Source organism: Enterobacter sp. Res13-Sevr-PEC09-46 (genome assembly GCF_015672585.1).
GTDB lineage: Bacteria > Pseudomonadota > Gammaproteobacteria > Enterobacterales > Enterobacteriaceae > Enterobacter > Enterobacter hormaechei_C.
This window is the reverse complement of sequence record NZ_JADABR010000010.1, coordinates 114,777-132,826: the sequence shown is the minus strand read 5'-3', so window position 1 is coordinate 132,826 and position 18,050 is coordinate 114,777. Positions and strand designations below refer to the sequence as shown.

General features: G+C 57.6%; 20 protein-coding genes. 10 read left to right on the top strand and 10 right to left on the bottom strand.

Translation table 11 applies throughout. The features are described from left to right. Positions 1–6: 6 nt before the first annotated feature. The 6 genes from IMQ56_RS06105 to IMQ56_RS06080 all read right to left on the bottom strand — a co-directional run bounded on the left by IMQ56_RS06105 (position 7) and on the right by IMQ56_RS06080 (position 4,385). A complete protein-coding gene (locus tag IMQ56_RS06105) occupies positions 7–264 on the bottom strand; it encodes a phosphopantetheine-binding protein (protein ID WP_003861263.1) in 258 nt (85 codons plus the stop codon). Further along, a complete protein-coding gene (locus IMQ56_RS06100; RefSeq protein WP_196063594.1) occupies positions 245–1,060 on the bottom strand; it encodes a lysophospholipid acyltransferase family protein in 816 nt (271 codons plus the stop codon). Before IMQ56_RS06100 ends, IMQ56_RS06105 begins: the two co-directional genes overlap by 20 nt. Further along, positions 1,057–1,779, bottom strand: coding sequence for a beta-ketoacyl synthase chain length factor (locus IMQ56_RS06095; protein WP_015571484.1), 723 nt, complete (start codon positions 1,777–1,779; stop codon positions 1,057–1,059). Before IMQ56_RS06095 ends, IMQ56_RS06100 begins: the two co-directional genes overlap by 4 nt. Positions 1,780–1,904: 125 nt before the next feature. Continuing rightward, positions 1,905–2,954 (bottom strand): AI-2E family transporter, encoded by a 1,050-nt coding sequence (locus tag IMQ56_RS06090; RefSeq protein WP_003861270.1) that lies wholly within the window; start codon positions 2,952–2,954, stop codon positions 1,905–1,907. A 135-nt stretch (positions 2,955–3,089) separates the two neighbouring features. Then, the gene (locus IMQ56_RS06085) at positions 3,090–3,647 is read right to left on the bottom strand and encodes a DcrB family lipoprotein (protein ID WP_003861272.1); all 558 of its coding nucleotides are present in this window, start codon (positions 3,645–3,647) and stop codon (positions 3,090–3,092) included. A gap of 72 nt (positions 3,648–3,719) precedes the next feature. Next, the gene (locus IMQ56_RS06080; RefSeq protein WP_003861274.1) at positions 3,720–4,385 is read right to left on the bottom strand and encodes a 7-cyano-7-deazaguanine/7-aminomethyl-7-deazaguanine transporter; all 666 of its coding nucleotides are present in this window, start codon (positions 4,383–4,385) and stop codon (positions 3,720–3,722) included. A 169-nt stretch (positions 4,386–4,554) separates the two neighbouring features. Here IMQ56_RS06080 and tusA point away from each other — a divergent pair, with 169 nt between their 5' ends. The 4 genes from tusA to IMQ56_RS06060 all read left to right on the top strand — a co-directional run bounded on the left by tusA (position 4,555) and on the right by IMQ56_RS06060 (position 7,821). Next, complete coding sequence (gene tusA, locus IMQ56_RS06075) at positions 4,555–4,797, top strand: sulfurtransferase TusA (RefSeq protein WP_000130627.1); 243 nt, start codon at positions 4,555–4,557, stop codon at positions 4,795–4,797. 233 nt (positions 4,798–5,030) lie between these two features. Next, complete coding sequence (locus IMQ56_RS06070) at positions 5,031–6,002, top strand: TRAP transporter substrate-binding protein (protein WP_196063593.1); 972 nt, start codon at positions 5,031–5,033, stop codon at positions 6,000–6,002. 12 nt (positions 6,003–6,014) lie between these two features. Next, on the top strand, positions 6,015–6,524 hold the full coding sequence (locus IMQ56_RS06065) for a TRAP transporter small permease (protein ID WP_003861278.1): 510 nt from the start codon (positions 6,015–6,017) through the stop codon (positions 6,522–6,524). 10 nt (positions 6,525–6,534) lie between these two features. Next, positions 6,535–7,821, top strand: a complete 1,287-nt coding sequence (locus IMQ56_RS06060) for a TRAP transporter large permease (RefSeq protein WP_015571481.1) — start codon at positions 6,535–6,537, stop codon at positions 7,819–7,821. A gap of 99 nt (positions 7,822–7,920) precedes the next feature. Here IMQ56_RS06060 and zntA read toward each other — a convergent pair whose 3' ends face one another. Then, positions 7,921–10,092 carry a Zn(II)/Cd(II)/Pb(II) translocating P-type ATPase ZntA gene (zntA, locus tag IMQ56_RS06055; RefSeq protein ID WP_196063592.1) on the bottom strand — a complete coding sequence of 724 codons (2,172 nt, stop codon included), beginning with the start codon at positions 10,090–10,092 and terminating at the stop codon, positions 7,921–7,923. Between the two features lie 76 nt (positions 10,093–10,168). Continuing rightward, positions 10,169–10,795, bottom strand: coding sequence for a lysoplasmalogenase (locus tag IMQ56_RS06050; protein ID WP_003861515.1), 627 nt, complete (start codon positions 10,793–10,795; stop codon positions 10,169–10,171). Between the two features lie 129 nt (positions 10,796–10,924). Between IMQ56_RS06050 and IMQ56_RS06045 the strand changes: the two genes are divergently transcribed. Further along, on the top strand, positions 10,925–11,284 hold the full coding sequence (locus tag IMQ56_RS06045) for a DUF2500 domain-containing protein (protein ID WP_032103644.1): 360 nt from the start codon (positions 10,925–10,927) through the stop codon (positions 11,282–11,284). A gap of 83 nt (positions 11,285–11,367) precedes the next feature. On the opposite strand, the gene IMQ56_RS06040 is transcribed toward IMQ56_RS06045, so the two are convergent. Together IMQ56_RS06040 and rsmD are read right to left on the bottom strand one after the other, a co-directional pair. Then, positions 11,368–11,649 carry a DUF1145 family protein gene (locus IMQ56_RS06040; protein WP_015571478.1) on the bottom strand — a complete coding sequence of 94 codons (282 nt, stop codon included), beginning with the start codon at positions 11,647–11,649 and terminating at the stop codon, positions 11,368–11,370. Further along, positions 11,633–12,235, bottom strand: coding sequence for a 16S rRNA (guanine(966)-N(2))-methyltransferase (rsmD, locus tag IMQ56_RS06035; protein ID WP_015571477.1), 603 nt, complete (start codon positions 12,233–12,235; stop codon positions 11,633–11,635). Before rsmD ends, IMQ56_RS06040 begins: the two co-directional genes overlap by 17 nt. A 127-nt stretch (positions 12,236–12,362) precedes the next feature. On the opposite strand from rsmD, the gene ftsY reads away from it, so the two are divergent. The 5 genes from ftsY (at position 12,363) to IMQ56_RS06010 (ending at position 18,049) form a co-directional block, all read left to right on the top strand. Next, positions 12,363–13,823, top strand: a complete 1,461-nt coding sequence (ftsY, locus tag IMQ56_RS06030; protein ID WP_196063591.1) for a signal recognition particle-docking protein FtsY — start codon at positions 12,363–12,365, stop codon at positions 13,821–13,823. Between the two features lie 2 nt (positions 13,824–13,825). After that, entirely contained in the window at positions 13,826–14,491 is a 666-nt protein-coding gene (gene ftsE, locus IMQ56_RS06025; RefSeq protein ID WP_006812284.1) for a cell division ATP-binding protein FtsE, read from the top strand. Then, positions 14,484–15,539 carry a permease-like cell division protein FtsX gene (gene ftsX / locus IMQ56_RS06020; protein WP_017384126.1) on the top strand — a complete coding sequence of 352 codons (1,056 nt, stop codon included), beginning with the start codon at positions 14,484–14,486 and terminating at the stop codon, positions 15,537–15,539. Before ftsE ends, ftsX begins: the two co-directional genes overlap by 8 nt. Before the next feature lie 250 nt (positions 15,540–15,789). After that, positions 15,790–16,647, top strand: a complete 858-nt coding sequence (gene rpoH / locus IMQ56_RS06015; protein ID WP_000159624.1) for an RNA polymerase sigma factor RpoH — start codon at positions 15,790–15,792, stop codon at positions 16,645–16,647. A 136-nt stretch (positions 16,648–16,783) separates the two neighbouring features. After that, the gene (locus IMQ56_RS06010; RefSeq protein WP_017693844.1) at positions 16,784–18,049 is read left to right on the top strand and encodes a 4-aminobutyrate--2-oxoglutarate transaminase; all 1,266 of its coding nucleotides are present in this window, start codon (positions 16,784–16,786) and stop codon (positions 18,047–18,049) included. Position 18,050 lies beyond the last annotated feature (1 nt).

Here is an 18,050-nt window from a genome sequence, read left to right as displayed (position 1 = left end):
TCATTCTCAGGCGCGTTGTTGATGGATAAAAGCCGCGAGCGTGGCAACGGAATAGAAGTGCTGACGCATCTCGTCACTTTCGGCAGAAAGCACTACGCCGTACTGATTTTTTACCGCCAGCCCCAGCTCAAGGGCGTCGATTGAGTCCAGACCGAGGCCGTCGCCAAAGAGCGCGGCGTCTGTATCAATATCCTCTGGGGTAAGTTCTTCCAGATTCAGCGTAGAGATAATGAGATTCTTAATTTCAAGATAGAGCGCTTGCATCTTTCGTTCCTGACAAAGATTGAAGACCGGTTGTTAACTGATGCTGCATATGCCGGTTTAACTGCCTTGCTGCCAGCGCGGGTTCGTGCTGACTCGCATCATAAAAATCATGAATGTTGATGCGTTCGCGAACATCCACGGTGAAAACAGGTTTGTTGGGGGGCACGTTATACCAGCTGCTCTGTTTATCCAGCATCCGTTCACTACAGTGGATCACCACCACGCGCACGGCGCTGTTGCAGCGAACGGCGATATTCGCCGCCCCACGTTGCAGGGTCACGGCTTCCCCCACCCGGGTGCGGGTGCCTTCAGGGAAGATAAGCAGGGTGTCGCCCTGGGCCAGACGCAGCTGGCTTGCGGCAAGCAGCGTGTCGGCTTCGCTGTTAATCAGATAGTCAGCCGCGCGGATCACGCCGCTGACGAACGGGTTACGCAGCAACGCGCTTTTCACCAGACAGTCGGTTTCGTTCATCACCGACGCCAGCAGAACGTAGTCCAGCAGCGAGGGATGATTCGCAATCACCAGACAGCCCCGCTCGGCGCGCAGAACGTCCAGGTTGTTGAAACGGTAATCCAGTACCCCTGCACCGCGTACCACCGCGAGGAACAGGCGAAAACTGGCAGAAATAGTGCGGCGTGCCAGGCGGCGACGTTGAGTGCGGTCGCGCTGGAAAATCAGCAGCAGGTTAAACCACACCAGCGACAGCGTCAGCCCGCCGAGGCCGAACAGGACGAAGCACAATCCGGTCATCAGCATGCGCCATATCCGATCGAGGCGGGAACGTAACCCTCTCATTGGCGCGTCCATTGCCACAGCAGGCGCTCGCCCGGCAGGGTAAACTGGCGCTCGTCCCGCAGGTAATGGCGCAGGAACTGGAGACTTTGCGGCAGCGCGGGCTCTTCAGGCGCGCGGTTGACGTGCGTTTCGCAACTGAGCGTATTTCCCGCCTCAATCACCAGCGCCAGCGCGTAGGGCCAGACGGGCATCTGCGGCGGCAGCCCGGCGTGATAAAAATCAGGCAGCAGACCGTCGAAATCCACCAGCAACACGCGGGAGTAGCCCGCATGCAGCAGGCTCAGCACGTCGCACAAGCTCTGCTGGAAGGTATCCATACCGGCGGAAACCGACGAAGAGACAACAGGCTGACGCGCGGCGATAGTGAGATTGCCGACCGCCGAGTTGTGTACCGACATGGCAAAATCGGTGGGGGAAACGGGCTGTTCTGCCGCCAGGGCCTGGAGAATACGGAAATTGCGCTCCAGCTCCCCATGACGGCTGCTGTAGACGACGGCATCGATGCGGTGTTTGCGCAGCATCATCAGGCCAAGATCGACGGCCAGCCTGCTGCCTGAATTCAGGCGGCGGGCGGTCATCATCGGCAGATCGGTCAGTTTCGCCAGCGGTGCAGCGGGATCGATGGCGTCAGACCGGCGTGACCATGCCTGCCATTCGTCGGCATCGCTGAGTCCTGGCGCTCTTGCCTGCCAGTCGATAAGGGTAAGTGTAAATTTCATCTACGCGCGTCCGCGATAAACCTGTTTCTGTGACTTTTTCTTCGCCAGCGCGATTTGCTGCGCACATCGTACAATGTTGTCGTCGCGCTGGCGAATAAACGTCACTTTTGACCCTTTCCACCCGGTTATCCCGGCAAACGGCTTTTTGGCCGACCCGGACCCAGAAGAATGGCGAGTTTACTGCCTCCTTTCGTGGTTTCCATCCAGATTTTACAGACGCTGGTGAGCGGCACGGAGAGCAGCATGCCCACCGGACCCAGCAGCCATCCCCAGATCAGTAACGATAAAAACACCACCATCGTCGACATGCCCAGACGATGGCCCATCATGCGCGGCTCGAGAATGTTACCCAGCACCATATGCACGACAAGGAACAGCGCCCCTACCAGCATGCACTCATAAAAACCGTTAAACAGGAACGCCTGGATCATCGGCGGAACGGCGGAAAGCACCGCGCCGATATTGGGTACGTAGTTCAGTAAAAAGGCCAGCACGCCCCACATCAGCGCGAACTGCACGTCCAGCAGTACCAGCCCCAGCCAGACGATCACGCCGGTCCACAGGCTTAACAGCGTTTTCAGCGCCAGATATTTGGATACGCCCTTCAGCGCACGGTGCAAGCCGGCAATGTGGATCTGAGGATTGTTCAGGGCAAAACGCAGTTTATACGGCACGTGGCGTACTTCGAACAGCATAAACACCACCGTCATCACCAGCAGCAGAATGCTGGCCATTGCCCCGGAAAGCCCGGTCATCAACGTGGTGGCGTAGGTCATCACCTTCTCGGAATCCATCCGACGCAGCATCCGTTCCGGTGAGATATGCAGATTCACGAACGGCAACATGCGCTGAAGATCGACCAGCTTGCGCGTCAGCTCTTTATTGTACTGCGGCAGCATGGTGGAAAATTCGCTCAGCGAGGCGGCGAGCACGCCGAACAGCGCCGTCAGGACAACCAGCATCACCATCACCACAATGGTAATCGCGACCGGGCGGCTGATGCCCCGGCGTAAAAACCATGTCACCAGCGGGTTGAGCACAATGGCGAAAAACAGCGCCAGCAGAAGCTGAACAATGATATCCGCCGCCGCGTGGATACCCGCAAGGATAACCACCAGGCAGGCAAGTTTTAATAAAATATGAAGTCCGGCTTTGTCGGGCGGGCTGGCAGTCATAAGAATTCCTTTTTCCGGGGGGCGTGTTAATTGTAGTGCGCCGGATGGGCTTCGTCTGGCGTGTTAGTCTGAAAGTCGTGGCAAAAAAATGGCCCCCGGCGCAAGCGACGGAGGCCACGGCATCCTGGTGAACGATTACTGGATCACGAGGGTGTTAATGATGTTTTCAGCGGCGGTCTGCGCTTTCTGCTGATTGTCTGCCGGCAGGGTGATCTGCATGGTCAGCAGTTTATTGTCCACCTTACCGAGCACCACGGAGGAGTAGGCGGTCTGGCCTTTGGCAGAGATGATGCTGTCCAGCTGTTGCAGCGTGTGGCCTTTCAGTTCAACAGACTTGTTGGTGACCACCTGAAGCTGCGGGTCGCGGCTGCGCTGCTGATCTTCCAGGCGTTTGGCCAGCACGCCAAGATCTTCGCTGGTATCGTCACCGACGATCACAATCACCGCTTTTTGGCCGGTGGCATCGGAATAGACGTGCATATTGTTCGCCTGGGTGCCCAGCTTACCGCTCTGGTCGGTCATGTCCGCGGGCAGAGAGAAACTGAGTTTGCCATCCATCAGGCTCACCGGCTGACCGGTGGCGTTGCTTTCTGCTGACGCGCCCTGAGCAGGCGTTTTGGTGTCGCTGTTATCACAGGCTGCAAGGCCAACAACCAGCAGGCCAATCCCGACATATTTAACCAGATTGCGCATTGACTTCTTCCTTTCGATAAACGGCCATAACGGCTCATTCGTTCATCTTATCACAACTGATAAAGCGAACCCTTAACCTGCCTGCAATGCGGAGATTTCAGATTTATCTGCCAGCCTTTTCAGCAGCATATTCAACAGTACGCCGTACATCGGCAGGAAGAAGACCAGGCTGATAAGCACCTTAAAGGCGTAGTCCACCAGAGCGATTTCCATCCAGTGTTCTGCCATGAAGGCGTCCGGGCTGCGCCAGAAGGCGATGAAGAAGAAGGCCAGCGTATCGCTCACGTTACCGAACAGCGTGGAGGCCGTTGGTGCCATCCACCAGCGATGGTTTTGACGCAGGCGGTTAAACACATGGACATCGAGGATCTGCCCCAGGGCATAAGCCATAAAGCTGGCGGTGGCAATACGCGCGACGAACAGGTTGAAGTGCGTCAGCGCTTCGAAGCCCTGCCAGCTGCCCATGTAAAACAGCGAGGAGATGGCGTAGGAGACAAACAGTGCCGGGATCATCACCGCAAAAATAATCCGCCGCGCCAGCGGTGCGCCAAAAATACGCACGGTTAAATCCGTCGCAAGGAAAATAAACGGGAAACTGAACGCGCCCCAGGTGGTATGGAAACCAAAAATGGAGATGGGGAGCTGTACCAGATAGTTACTGGAGATGATCACCAGCAGATGAAATAGCGAAAGCCAGAACAACGCCTTGACGCGCTGCGATTGTGTAAAGGAGTTCATATTGTACCTTTTTGATTAATATTTGGGGTGAGGGAACCCAATAAAGCCGCCGCATGATACTGCTTTGACGACACTTTGCAATGGCTAATTTTCACGCAATCGTTAACCTGGTTTGCATTGGCGATAGCGGGGCGTAAACTACAGCCGTTTTTACCTGAACGAGAAGAAAATGACCGACCTGTTTTCCAGCCCAGACCACACGCTTGATGCTCAGGGCCTCCGTTGCCCGGAGCCGGTAATGATGGTGCGTAAAACCGTCCGTAACATGCAGAGCGGCGAAACGCTGCTGATCGTCGCCGATGACCCGGCTACCACCCGTGATATCCCCGGCTTTTGTACCTTTATGGAACATGAACTGGTGGCGCAGCAAACCGAGACCTTGCCGTACCGGTATTTGATTCGTAAGGGGTAAGTGCGGCCTGATGCCCGGCGGCGCTTCGCTTGCACGGGCCTACGGGTGTAGTAGGTCGGGTAAGGCGCAGCCGCCACCCGACAAGTACTCATCACAATTTCGAACCATCGTTTCAAAATTTCGCGCTTTTGTGAGGCGCTTCACCCTCCCTTTTCCAGCCGTAGTCTAATTTTTAAGCGTCAAAAACTAAAACACCGTTTTAATGCTTATCTCACTACCCTGGAGTTGACTTAATGAAAACGACCCTCAAGCCGTTACTGGCCGCGCTGTGCCTGTCTGCTTTTGCCTGCACCGTTTCTGCCCAGACCATCAAAGCCGCCGATGTGCATCCCGAAGGCTACCCGAACGTGGTGGCGGTTCAGCACATGGGTGAAAAACTCAAACAACAAACCGATGGCAAGCTGGAGATTAAGGTCTTCCCCGGCGGCGTGCTGGGGGATGAAAAGCAGATGATTGAGCAGGCGCAGATGGGGGCGATCGACATGATCCGCGTCTCTATGGCGCCGGTGGCCGCCATCCTGCCGGATATCGAAGTGTTTACGCTGCCCTACGTATTCCGCGATGAAGACCACATGCACAAGGTGATCGACGGGGATATCGGCAAGCAGATTGGCGACAAACTCACCGCCAACCCGAAAACGCGTCTGGTCTTCCTTGGCTGGATGGATTCCGGCACCCGTAACCTGATCACCAAAGAGCCGATCGTCAAACCGGACGATCTGAAAGGGAAGAAAATCCGCGTGCAGGGCAGCCCGGTGGCGCTGGCCACGCTGAAAGCGATGGGGGCGAACTCGGTGGCGATGGGCGTCAGCGAGGTTTACAGCGGCATGCAGACCGGGGTGATCGACGGCGCGGAGAACAACCCGCCAACCTTTATCGCCCACAACTACATGCCGGTCGCCAAAAACTACACGCTGAGCGGCCACTTCATCACCCCGGAAATGCTGCTCTACTCCAAAGTGAAATGGGACAAACTGAGCGCTGACGAACAGCAAAAGATCCTGACGCTGGCCCGCGAAGCGCAGTTCGAGCAGCGCAAGCTGTGGAATGCGTATAACGACCAGGCGCTGGCGAAAATGAAGGCCGGTGGCGTGCAGTTCCACGACATCGATAAAACGGTGTTTATCAAGGCGACAGAGCCGGTGCGTGCGCAGTATGGCGACAAGCATCAGGATCTGATGAAAGCCATCGCTGACGTTCAGTAAGCCGGAGTACGTATGTCCGAACTCTACCTGAAGTGGATGGACCGTCTGTACCTGCTCGCCATGGTGGTGGCGGGTCTCTCGCTACTGGTGATGACGATTGTCATCCCCATTGGCATCTTCTCTCGCTATGTGCTCAATCGCGGCGAATCCTGGCCGGAGCCGATCGCCATTATCTGCATGGTGACGTTTACCTTTATCGGCGCGGCGGTGAGCTACCGCGCCGGGTCGCATATTGCGGTCAACATGCTCACCGACCGCCTGCCCGCGTCGCTGCAAAGAGTGTGCGCGCGGGTGGTGGATCTGCTGATGCTACTGATTTCAGGCCTGATGTGCTGGTACAGCTACTGGCTGTGCGTCGAGCTGTGGGAGCAGCCGGTGGCGGAGTTTCCGCTCCTGACCTCCGGCGAAAGCTATCTGCCGCTGCCTGTCGGGTCGGCCATTTTGATCCTGTTTGTGCTTGAACGCCTGCTGTTTGGCTCGCAGGAAAACCGTCCGGTCGTGCTGATCGGCAATCACAGTTAAGGGGTGAACAATGGATGCGTTTGTTTTGTTATTCACCCTCGCCATTTTGCTGGCGCTGGGGATGCCGGTGGCCTTCGCCGTCGGCTTAAGCGCCGTGGCGGGCGCGCTGTGGATTGACCTGCCGCTGGAGGCGTTGATGATCCAGATCACCAGCGGGGTGAATAAATTTACCCTGCTGGCGATCCCGTTCTTCATTCTTGCCGGGGCGATCATGGCGGAAGGGGGCATTGCCCGACGGCTGGTTAACTTCGCGTACGTTTTTGTCGGCTTTATTCGCGGCGGGCTGTCGCTGGTGAACATTGTGGCATCAACGTTCTTCGGCGCGATTTCCGGCTCGTCGGTGGCGGATACGGCGTCTATCGGCAGCGTGATGATCCCGGAGATGGAGAAGAAGGGCTATCCGCGCGAATACGCGGCGGCGGTGACGGCCAGCGGGTCGGTGCAGGCGATCCTGATCCCGCCCAGCCACAACTCGGTGATTTACTCCCTGGCGGCGGGGGGAACGGTCTCCATCGCCACGCTGTTTATCGCGGGCGTGCTGCCGGGCCTGCTGCTGGGCGTGAGCCTGATGGTGCTCTGCCTGTGCTTCGCCCGCAAGCGCGGCTATCCGAAGGGGGACAAAATCCCGTTCAGGCAGGCGCTGAAAATCATGCTCGATGCCCTGTGGGGGCTGATGACGGTGGTGATTATCCTCGGCGGGATCTTGTCCGGGATATTCACGGCGACCGAATCTGCCGCCGTGGCCTGCCTGTGGGCGTTCTTCGTCACCATGTTCATTTACCGCGATTACAAGTGGAATGAACTGCCGAAGCTGATGTGTCGCACGGTGAAAACCGTCACCATCGTGATGATTTTGATTGGCTTTGCCGCGGCGTTTGGCGCGGTAATGACCTACATGCAGCTGCCGATGCGCATCACCGAATTCTTCACGTCGCTCTCCGATAACAAATACGTGATCCTCATGTACCTCAATATCATGCTGCTGTTGATTGGCACGCTAATGGACATGGCGCCGATCATCCTGATCCTGACCCCGGTACTGCTGCCGGTGACCAACTCGCTGGGGATCGATCCGGTGCATTTCGGAATGATCATGATGGTGAACCTGGGGATTGGGCTGATCACGCCGCCGGTCGGGTCGGTGCTGTTCGTGGCGAGCGCGGTGAGTAAGCAGAAGATCGAGCACGTGGTGCGGGCGATGCTGCCGTTTTACGGTATGTTGCTGGTAGTGCTGGGGATGGTGACATACATCCCGGCGATATCATTGTGGTTGCCGGGGGTGCTAGGGATGCAGTGACGCCGTTTTATGCCGGGTGGCGGCTACGCCTTACCCGGCCTACGGTTACGGTTCAGAGATGTTGTAGGCCCGGTAAGGCGTAGCCGCCACCGGGCATTTTTACCGACGGCGCAACAGCCGCAACGCGTTCGCCGTAACCAGCACCGTCGCCCCCGTATCCGCCAGTACCGCCAGCCACAGTCCGGTCATGCCGAGCAGCGTGGTGACCAGGAAAATCCCCTTCAGACCCAGCGCAATGCCGATGTTTTGCCGAATATTAGCCCGCGTCGCCCGCGCAAGATCTATCATCTGCGCCAGCCCGGTCAGGCGGTTGTGCGTCAGCGCCGCGTCGGCGGTCTCCAGCGCCACGTCGGTACCGCTGCCCATCGCAATGCCGATGGTGGAAGCCTTCATTGCCGGGGCGTCGTTTATCCCGTCCCCGACCATCGCCAGCGGGGCATGACCGTTCAGCTCGGTTACCGCGCTGACTTTATCCGCAGGCAACAATCCGGCCTTAAACTCCAGCCCCAGCTCGCCGGCAATCGCCGCCGCCGCACGCGGGTTATCACCGGTCAGGATCACGCCCTGTACCCCCAGCCTGTGCAGCGCGTCGACGGCGTCTTTCGCATCGTCACGCAGGGTGTCGCGCAGCGCCAGCATGCCCATCGGTACACCGTCCTGCATCACGGCAACGACCGTCTGCCCGGCCTGCTCTAATGCCTCAACCTGTGGATTCGGGTACGCGCCTGCCGCGGCGATCAGCACTTTTTTGCCTTCGACCACAGCCTCAATCCCCGACCCGACCAGCGCTCGCTGGGCGGTTGCCGGAGGGATGTTCAGCCCGCGCCCCTTCGCTTCACGCACAATCGCCTGCGCCAGAGGGTGGGTGGAGCCCTGTTCAACGGCGGCGGCCAGTATAAGCAACTCGTCTTCACTAATGTCCTGCGGATACACGCCGGTCACCTGCGGCTTGCCAACCGTCAGCGTGCCGGTTTTATCGAAGGCGATGTGCTGAATCTGGCTCAGCTGTTCCAGCGCCGCGCCGCCCTTAATCAACGCCCCGCGCCGCGCCGCCGCCGCCAGCCCTGAGGTAATCGCCGCCGGGGTGGATATCACCAGCGCACACGGGCAGCCGATCAGCAGCAGCGTCAGCCCTTTGTAAATCCAGCCCTCCCACGGCGCGCCGAAGAACAGCGGCGGGACGACGGTGACCAGCAGCGCCACCAGCATGATGGCGGGGGTGTAAATCCGGCTGAAGCGATCGATAAAGCGTTCTACCGGCGCGCGGCGCTCCTCGGCTTCTTCTATCAGCCTGAGGATGCGGTCGATGGCGCTGTCGCCCGGTTCGGAAAGGACCGTCAGCAGCACCAGTCGGTCGACGCTGGTGGCGCCCGCAGGCACCTTTTCACCTGCCGCGCGCGCTACCGGGATGGATTCCCCGGTCAGGGCGCTTTCGTCAAAGCTCGCGGTGGCGGTAATGAGGGTCCCATCGGCTGGCAGACGTCCGCCTGCGGGCACTTCAATCACGTCGCCCGGGCGCAGGGTGTTGATGGCGACCGTTTCACGAGTACCGTTTATCACGCGAGTGGCGGTTTCCGGCTTTAGCGCCATCAGCGCGCTCACCCCTTTACGCGCCCGGCTCGCCGCCCAGCCCTCAAGGCGTTCGCCAATTAAGAACAGCAGCAGCACCATCGCCGCTTCCGCCGTCGCGCCAATAAATAGCGCCCCGATAGCCGCCACGCTCATCAGCGTTTCGATGGCAAACCAGCTGCCGCTTCTCATCAGACGCAGCGCCTGACGCGCAATCGGGAACAGGCCAACCAGCGTGGTGGCGATAAACGCCAGGCTGCCGAGCGGGTGGTTGATTTGCTCCAGCCCCCAGCTCAGGGCCATCATGATGATGAGGGTGATAAGGGGCAGGTTTTCTTTTAGCGGGGACGTTTTTTCTGCGGGCGCCGTTTCGCTGCGCAGGGTATAACCCGCTTTGCTGACGGCGGCTTCAACCTGTCTGCTGACGTCGTTTTCGGCGCTGACCAGCAGCTTTTCGGTAGCGAACAGCACCTGAACGTGGTTCACACCCGGCACCTGCTTCACTGCATTTTCCACTTTGCGGGCGCAGGCCGCGCAGTCCATGCCGTTGACCACCCAGCTGTAGTGATTGCCGTTTTCAGGCAGCGCTTCGGTCCGGGTTTCGCACGCGCCCTCGCAGCAGCAGTCCTCTTTTGGCGGAACCGGGCTGAGCTTAAGTGCCGAGAATTGGGGAACTTTTTTAGGTATTTCTGGAGTCGACATGGCAGTCTCCGGTAATGATAATTTTCTCATTAACCGCAGCATACACTCTGGAGTCGACTCCAGAGTCAAGCGTTATTTAGATATACAGCGAACGCACAATCAGGAAGTGTCCGGCAAAGTAACAGGCGGCGGAAATCGCATTATCCGCACGGAAGCGGCGACGATAGTGGCTGCCCAGCCAGACGATATTACCCAACAGCAACAGTGCGGCACCGAAGAACGCAGACATTGCCGGAGCGGTCGGACGGAAGAACCACAGCTCGCCCGCCAGCCACACCATCACCAGCGTCATGGCGATAAACGTACAGACCGGGAGACGCATCTCTTCCAGACGCGACCAGATCACCGCGATCAGCAGGGCGCCAATCACCAGCAGCACCAGCGGCAGCGGCCAGAAGAAGGAGAGCGTCATCTGGCTGGCAAAGTAGATGGTATAGAGCAGATGCGACAGGAAGAATGCCCCCACGGCGTACAGCAGGCGCTGGCGCGGCAGCAGGGTTAAGGCATCGCCAATCAGGGAAGCACACAGCCCCGCGAGGACAAGATAGCTAACGGCGTTAAACATCGGGGCCTGCCAGGCAAGCAACAGCAGGAGTAATAGCGTGACGGGTTTAAACAACCAGCGCTGCCAGGCTGGGCCACGGTAAGACGCATCGACGTAAAGCCATGCGGAAAAACAGACAGCGATAAATGACCAAAGCATATTAACTCCCTGTAACTGTTGAGGCTGAATGATCAGTTCCTGATCCAGTGTAGTGACGCGAGCGGGCGTTTGGCAATGCCGGGGCAGGCGAGGTATCCTGAATTCCGCATAATCTGATGGGATTTTTCAATGAGCAAGATGCCGCTGTTTTTCATTATCGTGGTGGCGATTATCGTCATTGCCGCCTCGTTTCGCTTCGTGCAGCAGCGCCGTGAGAAGGCCGACAATGACGCCGCGCCGCTGATGCAAAAGCGCGTGGTGGTGACGAACAAGCGTGAGAAGCCGCTTAACGACCGCCGCTCCCGCCAGCAGCAGGTGACACCTGCGGGCACAACGATACGCTATGAAGCGAGCTTTAAGCCGGAAACCGGCGGGCTGGAGATGACCTTCCGCCTGGAGGCGCAGCAGTACCACCAGTTGACGGTGGGGGAGAAAGGCACGCTGAGCTACAAAGGATCGCGGTTTGAAGGATTTGAACCGGAGCTGTAATTTTCCCCTCACCCCGGCCCTCTCCCAAGGGGAGAGGGTGTAATCGTCCCCTCTCCCCTTGGGAGAGGGTTAGGGTGAGGGGCCTACTTCTTCACCTGCGCCTTAAACTTCTTCATCCACACCAGCAGCTCAAACACGCCGAAAATAAACACCCGCAGCTGCTGCCAGCCGGTCATCGGTGGGCCATCTTTCGGCAGACCGTTTTTCAGCATCACCATCTGCAAGGCATGCATGAACGCGGTAAAAATCAGCGCCACGTTAATAAAGATATTCAGCGGACGCGGGAACGGGTGCACCAGATTCAAAATCAAAAATGCCCAGACGCCCAGCATCAGTACGCGCCCTACGTTAATCAGTACTGGCATCGGATCCTCCTTGTGCCTGACGGTGATACAGACGATAAGCCACCTGGCCGGCGACCTTCTCGCGGTGTAGATCCCAGTGAACGGGAACGGGCGGCAGGCCATTTTCCACTTCGCTTTCAACGTAAATCAGCGCGTCGTCTGCCAGCCAGCCATTTTTTTCCAGCAACGATAATGTCTCTTCCAGCAGCCCTTTACGGAACGGCGGGTCAACAAACACCACGTTGAAGGGTGTCCCCTGTTGGGCGAGGAAGCTCAGCGTGTTGGTATTCACCACTTTCGCGTTGGTTGCCTTCAGCGTAGCCAGATTTTGCTGCAACGTCTGCGCGACGCCGCGCTCCATCTCCAGCAGCGTGGCGCTGGCGGCATAACGCGACAGCGCTTCCAGCCCTAATGCACCGCTTCCGGCGAAGCAGTCCAGGCAGTTGGCGTCTACCATAGACGGGGCGAGCCAGTTAAACAGCGTCTCGCGAACGCGGTCCGTGGTGGGGCGTAAACCGGGGCTGTCCGGCACCGGTAATTTCCGGCCTCGCCACTGACCGCCGATAATGCGAATTTGACCGGCCGGGGCGCGGGTGGGTTTCTTCATCTCAGGAAAGCTCTGTTAACCATTGCCCTGCGATTGCGGGCGGTGATGTCAATTAAGTAAAGTGTTAGACTATTTCATCATTTTTTTAGCTTCCCTGTATATAGCGCCGCGAGGAGTGTAGTCGCAGATGGCAAAACAAAAAAAACGTGGCTTCTTTTCCTGGTTGGGTTTCGGTGAAAAAGAGCAAGAAACAGAACAGAAAACCGAAGAACAGCAGGTTGTAGAAGAGCCGTCACAGCCTGAAACGCCTGTCGAAACCGCTGCGGTTGTCGAAGCGGAAGAGCCAGCCCACAGCAAAGAAGAGATTGAATCCTTTGCCGAAGAGGTGGTTGAGGTTACTGAACAGGTTCAGGAGAGCGAAAAACCAGAGCCGGTTATCGTTGAAACCCTTACCGAAGCGCCGCAGGCCGCTATCGAACACGAAGAGCTGCCGCTGCCGGAAGAGGTGAAAGCTGAAGAGGTTTCTGCCGAAGAGTGGCAGGCCGAAGCGGAAACCGTTGAAATTGTTGAGGCGGTGGAAGAAGAAGCGGCCCTTGAGCCAGAGCTGACCGACGAAGAGCTGGAAGCCCAGGCGCTGGCGGCGGAAGCGGCTGAAGAAGCGGCCATCGTCGTGCCGGTGGAAGCGCAGGCCGAAGAAGAGATCGTTCAGGAGCAAGAAAAACCGACTAAAGAAGGTTTCTTCGCGCGCCTGAAGCGCAGCCTGCTCAAAACCAAAGAAAACTTAGGTTCCGGATTTATCAGTCTGTTCCGCGGCAAAAAGATCGACGACGATCTGTTTGAGGAGCTGGAAGAGCAACTGCTGATTGCGGACGTGGGCGTGGAAACCACCCGGAAGATCATCGCCAACCTGACCGAAGGGGCGAGCCGCAAACAGCTGCGTGACGCCGAGGCGCTGTACGGCCTGCTGAAAGACGAGATGGGTGAAATTCTCGCAAAAGTTGACGAACCGCTTAATATTGAAGGCAAAATGCCGTTTGTTATCCTGATGGTTGGCGTCAACGGCGTGGGCAAAACCACCACCATCGGCAAGCTGGCGCGCCAGTTTGAGCAGCAGGGCAAATCGGTGATGCTGGCGGCGGGCGATACCTTCCGTGCGGCAGCGGTGGAACAACTTCAGGTGTGGGGCCAGCGCAACAATATTCCGGTTATTGCTCAGCACACCGGCGCGGATTCCGCGTCCGTGATTTTCGATGCCATCCAGGCGGCGAAGTCGCGTAACGTGGACGTGCTGATTGCGGATACCGCAGGGCGTTTGCAGAACAAATCGCACCTGATGGAAGAGCTGAAGAAAATCGTTCGCGTCATGAAGAAGCTGGACGAAGATGCACCGCATGAAATTATGCTGACTATCGACGCCAGCACCGGACAGAACGCCATCAGCCAGGCGAAACTGTTCCATGAAGCGGTAGGACTGACCGGGATCGCGCTGACCAAGCTGGACGGTACCGCGAAAGGCGGGGTGATCTTCTCCGTGGCCGACCAGTTCGGCATTCCTATCCGTTACATCGGTGTGGGCGAGCGTATTGAGGATTTACGTCCGTTTAAAGCGGACGACTTTATTGAGGCACTATTTGCCCGAGAGGACTAACAATGATTCGCTTTGAACACGTCAGCAAGGCCTATCTCGGCGGGAGACAAGCGCTACAGGGGGTGACATTCCACCTCCAGCCAGGCGAGATGGCATTCCTGACCGGCCATTCCGGCGCGGGGAAAAGTACCCTGCTCAAGCTGATCTGTGGGATCGAGCGGCCAAGCGCCGGGAAAATCTGGTTCAGCGGCCATGAAATTAGCCGTCTTAAGAACCGTGAAGTGCCGTTCCTGCGTCGTCAGATTGGCATGATTTTCCAGGATCACCACCTGCTGATGGATCGCACGGTTTTCGATAACGTCGCGATCCCGCTGATTATTGCTGGCGCCAGTTACGATGATATCCGCCGTCGCGTTTCGGCGGCGCTGGATAAGGTCGGGCTGCTGGACAAAGCGAAGAACTTCCCGATCCAGCTCTCCGGCGGTGAGCAGCAGCGCGTGGGTATCGCCCGCGCGGTAGTGAACAAGCCTGCCGTTTTGCTGGCGGATGAACCGACCGGTAACCTGGACGATGCCCTCTCTGAAGGGATCCTGCGTCTGTTTGAGGAATTTAACCGCGTGGGGGTCACGGTACTGATGGCGACGCACGACATGGGGCTGATCTCCCGCCGTTCGTACCGCATGCTGACCCTGAGCGACGGGCATTTGCACGGAGGCCACGGTGAATAAGCGTGATGCAATGAACCAGATTCGGCAGTTCAGCAACCGGTTTGACCGTTTCCGCAAGCCTCAGGGCGGCGGGGACGGCAATCGCAATGCGCCTAAGCGTGCCAAAGCGGCACCGAAACCGAACTCCCGCAAAACCAACGTCTTTAACGAGCAGGTGCGGTACGCCTTCCAGGGCGCGTTGCAGGATCTGAAAAGCAAACCGCTGGCGACGTTCCTGACGGTGATGGTGATTGCCATCTCCCTGACGCTGCCCAGCGTCTGCTACATGGTTTACAAAAACGTAAACCAGGCGGCGTCCCAGTACTATCCGTCGCCGCAGATCACCGTTTATCTGGATAAAGCCCTCGACGATAACGCGGCGGCTCAGGTGGTGGGGCAGATTCAGGCCGAGCAGGGCGTGGAGAAGGTGAACTATCTTTCCCGCGATGAAGCGCTGGGTGAGTTCCGCAACTGGTCCGGATTCGGCGGCGCGCTGGATATGCTTGAAGAGAACCCGCTGCCCGCCGTGGCGGTGGTGATCCCGAAACTCGATTTCCAGGGCACGGATTCGCTCAACACCCTGCGCGACCGCATTACCCGCATCAACGGGATTGATGAAGTGCGCATGGACGACAGCTGGTTTGCCCGTCTTGCCGCCCTGACCGGGCTGGTAGGACGCGTGTCGGCGATGATCGGCGTGCTGATGGTGGCGGCGGTGTTCCTCGTCATTGGTAACAGCGTGCGCCTGAGCATCTTCGCTCGTCGCGATACCATCAACGTGCAGAAACTGATTGGCGCAACGGATGGTTTCATCCTCCGCCCGTTCCTTTACGGCGGCGCGTTATTAGGTTTTTCTGGTGCATTTCTTTCATTGATATTGTCAGAAATTTTGGTGATGCGGCTGTCGTCTGCCGTGACTGAAGTGGCGCAGGTTTTCGGAACTAAGTTTGATATCAGTGGCTTAGGGTTCGATGAGTGCCTGCTGTTGCTGCTGGTGTGCTCCATGATCGGCTGGGTGGCGGCATGGCTGGCAACGGTTCAACATTTACGCCACTTTACTCCCGACTAATAAAAGCGTGATATAATCTTTCCCTGCACCGAGATGTTCGCTTGCAGGGAAAGCGTCCCTGTTGTCTCTTCCCCTGTAATCATCTTCATGTCACATTTTGTGCGTAATTTATTCACTGTTGCACCTGGAACTTGTGGATAAAATCACTGTCTGATAAAAGAGTGAATGCTAATCTCGTTGCTCAAACGCTTTGGCATGGTTGTTGCCTGACGGGGACAACCTGGACCAGAAGAAACATTGAGAGGAATGAATGACCAAAGAAATGCAAACTTTAGCTTTAGCCCCTGTTGGTAACCTGGAATCTTACATCCGGGCTGCGAACACCTGGCCGATGTTAACGGCTGAGGAAGAAAAGGAGCTTGCTGAAAAGCTGCATTACCAGGGCGATCTGGAAGCAGCTAAAACGCTGATCCTGTCTCACCTGCGCTTTGTTGTTCACGTTGCTCGTAATTATGCGGGCTACGGCCTGCCGCAGGCGGACCTGATTCAGGAAGGTAACATTGGCCTGATGAAGGCGGTACGTCGCTTTAACCCGGAAGTGGGTGTGCGACTCGTCTCCTTCGCCGTGCACTGGATCAAAGCGGAAATTCACGAATACGTCCTGCGTAACTGGCGTATTGTGAAAGTCGCCACGACGAAAGCGCAGCGCAAACTGTTCTTCAACCTGCGTAAAACCAAGCAGCGTCTGGGCTGGTTCAATCAGGATGAAGTGGAAATGGTGGCGCGCGAGCTGGGCGTTTCCAGCAAAGACGTCCGCGAGATGGAATCCCGTATGGCCGCGCAGGACATGACGTTTGATATGTCTGCCGACGACGACGCGTCCGACAGCCAGCCGATGGCCCCGGTTCTGTATCTACAGGATAAAACCTCTAACTTTGCTGACGGCATTGAAGAGGATAACTGGGAAGACCAGGCGGCGAACAAGCTGACCTTCGCGATGGAAGGCCTCGACGAGCGTAGCCAGGATATTATCCGTGCCCGCTGGCTGGACGAAGATAACAAGTCCACGTTGCAGGAACTGGCCGACCGCTACGGCGTCTCCGCTGAACGTGTGCGTCAGCTTGAGAAAAACGCCATGAAAAAACTTCGCGCCGCTATCGAAGCGTAATTTCCGCGAAGTACACCGAGAACCCTCGAATGCAAATTCGGGGGTTTTGTTTTTTTAGCGCCCGCTCTGGCGAATTTCTTCCCCCTGGCAAACACTTACTGATGCGCTAAGCAGGCGACTTTCAGAGGGTGACAGGGTGAAAAATAACGAACTGAACGACCGGCGTTTACAGGCGACGCCGCGCGGTATCGGCGTCATGTGTAACTTCTATGCCGATAAAGCCGAAAACGCCACGGTGTGGGACGTGGAAGGTAACGAGTATATTGATTTTGCCGCCGGGATCGCCGTGCTGAATACCGGGCATCGCCATCCTAAAGTTATCGCCGCCATCGAAAAACAGCTTCACGCCTTTACCCATACCGCTTATCAAATCGTCCCCTATGAAGGTTATGTGGCGCTTGCCGAGCGCATCAACCAGCGCGTACCCATAGAGGGGCCAGCCAAAACCGCCTTCTTCTCAACGGGGGCGGAAGCGGTCGAAAACGCGGTGAAAATCGCCCGCGCGTACACCAGACGTCCCGGCATTATCACCTTCGGCGGCGCGTTCCACGGCCGTACCTTTATGACCATGGCGATGACCGGCAAAGTGGCGCCCTATAAGCTCGGCTTCGGCCCGTTCCCCGGCTCGGTGTACCACGCGCAATTCCCCAACAGCCTGCACGGGGTTAGTACCGCCGAAGCGCTAAAAAGCCTGGAGCGCATCTTCAAAGCCGATATCGCGCCCGATCAGGTGGCGGCAATCATTATTGAACCGGTTCAGGGCGAGGGCGGGTTCAACGTCGCGCCCGCTGATTTTATGCAGGCGCTGCGTGCCCTGTGCGATACCCACGGGATTTTACTGATTGCCGACGAAGTGCAAACCGGCTTCGCCCGTACCGGCAAGCTGTTCTCCATGGAAAACCACTGCGTGAAGCCCGATCTGATCACCATGGCGAAAAGCCTGGCGGGCGGGATGCCGCTCTCTGCCGTCTCTGGCCGGGCGGAGGTGATGGATGCGCCCGCCCCGGGCGGGCTGGGCGGAACCTACGCGGGTAACCCGCTGGCGATTGCGGCGGCCCATGCGGTGCTGGATGTGATTGACGAGGACGATCTCTGCACCCGCGCGGCGCATCTCGGGCATCATCTAGTCGAGGTGCTGAATAAAGCGAAGGATGGCTGTCCGTATATCGCCGATATCCGTGGGCAGGGCTCGATGGTGGCGGTAGAATTTACCGATCCGCAAACCGGACAGCCGTCGCCCGAATTTACCCGTCAGGTTCAGGAGCGCGCGTTGAACGAAGGGCTGCTGCTTTTGAGCTGCGGCGTTTACGGCAACGTTATTCGCTTCCTCTACCCGCTCACCATCCCCGAAGTGCAGTTCCGTAAAGCGCTGGATATTATTTCCGCCTCGCTGACACGATAAA

What these genes read in the sequence shown, in the direction of transcription:
- IMQ56_RS06105 (WP_003861263.1), bottom strand. Translation starts at nt 264, where the DNA reads ATGCAAGCGCTCTATCTTGAAATTAAGAATCTCATTATCTCTACGCTG.
- IMQ56_RS06100 (WP_196063594.1), bottom strand. Translation starts at nt 1,060, where the DNA reads ATGAGAGGGTTACGTTCCCGCCTCGATCGGATATGGCGCATGCTGATG.
- IMQ56_RS06095 (WP_015571484.1), bottom strand. Translation starts at nt 1,779, where the DNA reads ATGAAATTTACACTTACCCTTATCGACTGGCAGGCAAGAGCGCCAGGA.
- IMQ56_RS06090 (WP_003861270.1), bottom strand. Translation starts at nt 2,954, where the DNA reads ATGACTGCCAGCCCGCCCGACAAAGCCGGACTTCATATTTTATTAAAA.
- IMQ56_RS06085 (WP_003861272.1), bottom strand. Translation starts at nt 3,647, where the DNA reads ATGCGCAATCTGGTTAAATATGTCGGGATTGGCCTGCTGGTTGTTGGC.
- IMQ56_RS06080 (WP_003861274.1), bottom strand. Translation starts at nt 4,385, where the DNA reads ATGAACTCCTTTACACAATCGCAGCGCGTCAAGGCGTTGTTCTGGCTT.
- tusA (WP_000130627.1), top strand. Translation starts at nt 4,555, where the DNA reads ATGACCGACCTGTTTTCCAGCCCAGACCACACGCTTGATGCTCAGGGC.
- IMQ56_RS06070 (WP_196063593.1), top strand. Translation starts at nt 5,031, where the DNA reads ATGAAAACGACCCTCAAGCCGTTACTGGCCGCGCTGTGCCTGTCTGCT.
- IMQ56_RS06065 (WP_003861278.1), top strand. Translation starts at nt 6,015, where the DNA reads ATGTCCGAACTCTACCTGAAGTGGATGGACCGTCTGTACCTGCTCGCC.
- IMQ56_RS06060 (WP_015571481.1), top strand. Translation starts at nt 6,535, where the DNA reads ATGGATGCGTTTGTTTTGTTATTCACCCTCGCCATTTTGCTGGCGCTG.
- zntA (WP_196063592.1), bottom strand. Translation starts at nt 10,092, where the DNA reads ATGTCGACTCCAGAAATACCTAAAAAAGTTCCCCAATTCTCGGCACTT.
- IMQ56_RS06050 (WP_003861515.1), bottom strand. Translation starts at nt 10,795, where the DNA reads ATGCTTTGGTCATTTATCGCTGTCTGTTTTTCCGCATGGCTTTACGTC.
- IMQ56_RS06045 (WP_032103644.1), top strand. Translation starts at nt 10,925, where the DNA reads ATGAGCAAGATGCCGCTGTTTTTCATTATCGTGGTGGCGATTATCGTC.
- IMQ56_RS06040 (WP_015571478.1), bottom strand. Translation starts at nt 11,649, where the DNA reads ATGCCAGTACTGATTAACGTAGGGCGCGTACTGATGCTGGGCGTCTGG.
- rsmD (WP_015571477.1), bottom strand. Translation starts at nt 12,235, where the DNA reads ATGAAGAAACCCACCCGCGCCCCGGCCGGTCAAATTCGCATTATCGGC.
- ftsY (WP_196063591.1), top strand. Translation starts at nt 12,363, where the DNA reads ATGGCAAAACAAAAAAAACGTGGCTTCTTTTCCTGGTTGGGTTTCGGT.
- ftsE (WP_006812284.1), top strand. Translation starts at nt 13,826, where the DNA reads ATGATTCGCTTTGAACACGTCAGCAAGGCCTATCTCGGCGGGAGACAA.
- rpoH (WP_000159624.1), top strand. Translation starts at nt 15,790, where the DNA reads ATGACCAAAGAAATGCAAACTTTAGCTTTAGCCCCTGTTGGTAACCTG.